Source organism: Bartonella sp. AA168HLJHH (assembly GCF_042197365.1).
Classification (GTDB): Bacteria; Pseudomonadota; Alphaproteobacteria; order Rhizobiales; family Rhizobiaceae; genus Bartonella.
Genome location: NZ_JBHIRS010000047.1, coordinates 1 through 3,312, shown reverse-complemented (window position 1 = coordinate 3,312; position 3,312 = coordinate 1). Strand labels below are relative to the sequence as shown.

Sequence of the window (3,312 nt, the reverse complement as noted above, 5' to 3'; positions counted from 1 at the left end):
TGGGCAATTTCTTCATTGGGAGAAAATTCTATTTGTACCGATGAGCGTATGGAGCCAATAATTTTTGTGACATTATAAGCATCATAGTTGATAAAGCGAATGCGGCTATCGCTCGGCGCGCGGGTGGGAAAAACACTCGCGTAGCTTATATTCGTCAAAGAAAAGGCAACAGCAATCCTAAGAATGAGAAAAAGAATTTTTTTTGTCATGATCAGTTGACCACTTCCGGATCAGTTCTATATTCATTAACGATAAACCCTAGAGGATTTATCAAGCGGTTTTGAACAGAGATAGGGGCATTGGTATATTCAAAGGTGAGTGTTGCAACCCAGTGGGTGATGAATTCTTTGTTGTTGTCGTTGTTACGCACAGTTCTGTAGTAACGCACTTGGGCGACATTTTCATTGATAAAAGAAATTGATTTTATTGTTATTGTAACGGTGGCGTGTTTATAAAGAATTTGAGGACTTTGGGGATTTTTTGCGCCGTACCATCCAGCAAATCTTTCTCGTTCTTCAGGTGAAGAGAGGAGAGAGATGGTTTCGAAGTTATTTTGTGTTTCTTCTACGACGAAACCTTCACGGAAGCGGACATATTTTGCTGCAAAATAGCGTGTGATGGCTTCGTCGACATTTGTTGGACCTTCTTTTAAGGCTTCTACGACTTCAGTGATGCCGGTTGAATTATCAACGCGGATGACAAAGGGTTCTACGGTTTTAAGGGGCGTGAGGGTGATGACCGCGAGAGAAGACATTATTGCAACAGCAACGGCTATGCCGGCGATTGCAAGCGAGATGCGGGTGGTGCGGCGTGAGGCGAGCATGCGATCTTGATCGAACGAGCGTGCTTCAGCAATATATTGTTCTACGGCGTTTTCTTTCATGCTTTTTGCCCGCAATTTTTGTAAGACTTCATTTCTTCGTCCGTTAATTTTTGTGCCAAAAGCGTTTCAAGTTTGCTCTCTTTCACAGATGATTGTGTATTGCCACTTATAATAATAGGTCTTGGAGTGGGCTTCTTCCCTTCCCAATTCCACATTGATCTGTTGAGTGGACGTTTAGAATATCCATCACACTTTGGGAGTGATTTCAGCGTGTTTGATGAAGACATACAGCCACTAAGAAAGAGAAATGGCAAGATAATCCAAATTTTTTTAACTCCCCGCATTTGTAGTATTACCTCCTCTAAATTTTGATGCCAAACCTCTAAAACCAGCAAGAGCACCACGACCAGCTAATCTGCTAGTGTGGTGAGCTAAATGTGTTGAACCTGCAAGAGATGCTCCTCCAGAAGCTAAAGCAGAGGCAATTCCGGGTAAATGGATAAAAAGATAAATGCCTCCGGTTCCAATAATCAAAAATTGAATTACAGAAAACATGATATCTTTAATGTCACCTGAAAGGATATCTATCGCAAGACTTACATATACGTTACCAAGCAAAGTGACTAATACCTGCAAAATGATAAAGTTTGCGAGTTGTCCTAACCATGCTTCTGTAAAACGTCTTGTCGTTGAAAACATATAAAGGCTTATGAAAAGTGGTCCAACCGATATGACAAGAAATGAACCAAGTTTAGCAAACATTGTGACGATAAAGCCAATAGTGCTAAAAAAAGCAGCAATTAATAAACAGATTAAACCAGCAACCCAATTAACAATATACTTCCCCATATCATACCATGCTGTATACTGATTTGCTGCATCAAAAACATGTGCAGAAGCATGTATCATCATATTGTCCCAGACATTTTTATCTGAATTTGCTCCTTGGGTGACATTTGCAATGGCATCAGGCAGATCAGTAAAAAATATGTCTTTGATCCAAGCATTATATTGAGAAGCGTTTGTAGTGAGTGTAACAACGATGGCAAGTTTAGCTGTTGTCGCTATAAAATCCCATAAAGGCATAGAAGAACGCCCATATATAATGTTGTAACCTATAAATGCAATATAGATTATACAAGATGCCGTAAGAGGAGCGGATAAAGAACTTGAAAGATTACTAATGGTCTTATCCATTAAGTCCCCAAGAGTATTCATTAAACGGTCATCTATATCACTGTACGTAGGAACGTAATCCATTAACGACATTGAATATCCTTTTTATTTTTTATAAAAACAACTATTGAGCGTTTCTTTCAGCTTCTTCTTTCTCTTTTTGTACGGCTTTAGCGCGCTCTTTTGCTTCTCGTTCCTCTCGTCTTTTATTTATTTTCTCTAGAGCTTTATTATAATTTTCTAAAGCTCTCTTAGAATGTTCTTCATCAAGTTCCTTAGCGGCTTGTCGCACATTTTGACAATTTTTCGAATTATCAGAAGCCCCACACTTCCATTGAAACTCTCTTATTAAGCTTTCATTTTTTTTAAATTCTTCTACGCTGTAAGTTTTTTCGCAACCAGTCGTGATAAGTCCTATGCAAAGCAGTAATGTTGTTATGATGATCTTGTTCATTTTCAATTCCCTCTTTTTAATTTTTAATGACCACGGATTTTTCTTGCATAGTCTTGGTATCTTTTACTAGATTCTTCTCTAGAACGAATAATTTCAGCTTCCTGTTGAGCTTGCTGAATCATAGAGGCGGCTTGTGTTTGTAAAGCCTCTGCTTGTAATATTGCTTGTATAGCTGCTAATTGTGTTTGAGCATCTTGAACTTCAGCAGCGGTTTTAGCATTTTTGAGTTTTTCAATAATCTTACTAATGGCTTCTTTCTTTTTATCGGCATCTTCGTAAACAGCTTGCCCTGTTGCTGCTTGTCCTACATTGCGATTGTGCAATTTTTCCACTTCTTGCTTGTAAAAGGCATCAACGGCTTCTTTTGATCCACTACCACCCGATGGTTCTTTATATAAAAGTTTTTCCTTCCATTTTTCAGTGTTTCCGCTACCACCCCCAGTACCATCTATTGATTGTTCTAAATGATTAAAATCAGAGGGGAAAGCAGCATTATTCCCTTGTTTGTTGAGCAATTCTTGAAGAGCGGATAAATCAGGTTTTCCATTTAAGGAACTATATAATTGTTTCGCTTGATCGAGTTGGCTCTTTAATTGCTCAAGCTGTTGTTTGCCTTGTTGAACTTGCTGTTCTGCTTTTGCAACTTGTTCTCTCAATTTTTTGGCTTGCTCTATATTTTCCAGCAGTATTTTATAATCAAAGGGACCACCTCCAAATGCATTTGCTTGAGGTCCAAAAGAAATTGCGCAAAGAGCTGTTGCCAATAAAAGTTTTTTCATTGTTTTGACCTTTCTTGAAAAATAGGAAGCCATTTTTCTGGAGATTGTCCAACTTCATCCATAATGGTCTCTAGGAGTTC

General features: G+C 38.5%; 5 protein-coding genes and 1 pseudogene. All 6 read right to left on the bottom strand.

Features of this window, described 5'->3' with window-relative positions; all coding sequences use genetic code 11:
* Positions 1–209: pseudogene (locus ACFINM_RS09520) on the bottom strand (P-type conjugative transfer protein VirB9); the annotation flags it as partial.
* Positions 210–211: 2 nt separating this feature from the next.
* Positions 212–883: a virB8 family protein gene (locus ACFINM_RS09515; RefSeq protein WP_375612435.1), complete on the bottom strand. Its 672-nt coding sequence runs from the start codon at positions 881–883 to the stop codon at positions 212–214.
* The gene (locus ACFINM_RS09510) at positions 880–1,167 is read right to left on the bottom strand and encodes a type IV secretion protein VblB7 (protein ID WP_375612434.1); all 288 of its coding nucleotides are present in this window, start codon (positions 1,165–1,167) and stop codon (positions 880–882) included. Before ACFINM_RS09510 ends, ACFINM_RS09515 begins: the two co-directional genes overlap by 4 nt.
* Positions 1,154–2,092 carry a type IV secretion system protein gene (locus ACFINM_RS09505; protein WP_375641257.1) on the bottom strand — a complete coding sequence of 313 codons (939 nt, stop codon included), beginning with the start codon at positions 2,090–2,092 and terminating at the stop codon, positions 1,154–1,156. Before ACFINM_RS09505 ends, ACFINM_RS09510 begins: the two co-directional genes overlap by 14 nt.
* A 31-nt stretch (positions 2,093–2,123) precedes the next feature.
* Positions 2,124–2,453: an EexN family lipoprotein gene (locus tag ACFINM_RS09500; protein ID WP_375612432.1), complete on the bottom strand. Its 330-nt coding sequence runs from the start codon at positions 2,451–2,453 to the stop codon at positions 2,124–2,126.
* A 23-nt stretch (positions 2,454–2,476) separates the two neighbouring features.
* Positions 2,477–3,232 (bottom strand): type IV secretion system protein, encoded by a 756-nt coding sequence (locus ACFINM_RS09495; RefSeq protein WP_375634908.1) that lies wholly within the window; start codon positions 3,230–3,232, stop codon positions 2,477–2,479.
* Positions 3,233–3,312 lie beyond the last annotated feature (80 nt).

Excerpts from the sequence above, each read along its gene's own strand:
- ACFINM_RS09515 (WP_375612435.1), bottom strand. The coding sequence starts at position 883 with ATGAAAGAAAACGCCGTAGAACAATATATTGCTGAAGCACGCTCGTTC.
- ACFINM_RS09505 (WP_375641257.1), bottom strand. The coding sequence starts at position 2,092 with ATGTCGTTAATGGATTACGTTCCTACGTACAGTGATATAGATGACCGT.
- ACFINM_RS09500 (WP_375612432.1), bottom strand. The coding sequence starts at position 2,453 with ATGAACAAGATCATCATAACAACATTACTGCTTTGCATAGGACTTATC.
- ACFINM_RS09510 (WP_375612434.1), bottom strand. The coding sequence starts at position 1,167 with ATGCGGGGAGTTAAAAAAATTTGGATTATCTTGCCATTTCTCTTTCTT.
- ACFINM_RS09495 (WP_375634908.1), bottom strand. The coding sequence starts at position 3,232 with ATGAAAAAACTTTTATTGGCAACAGCTCTTTGCGCAATTTCTTTTGGA.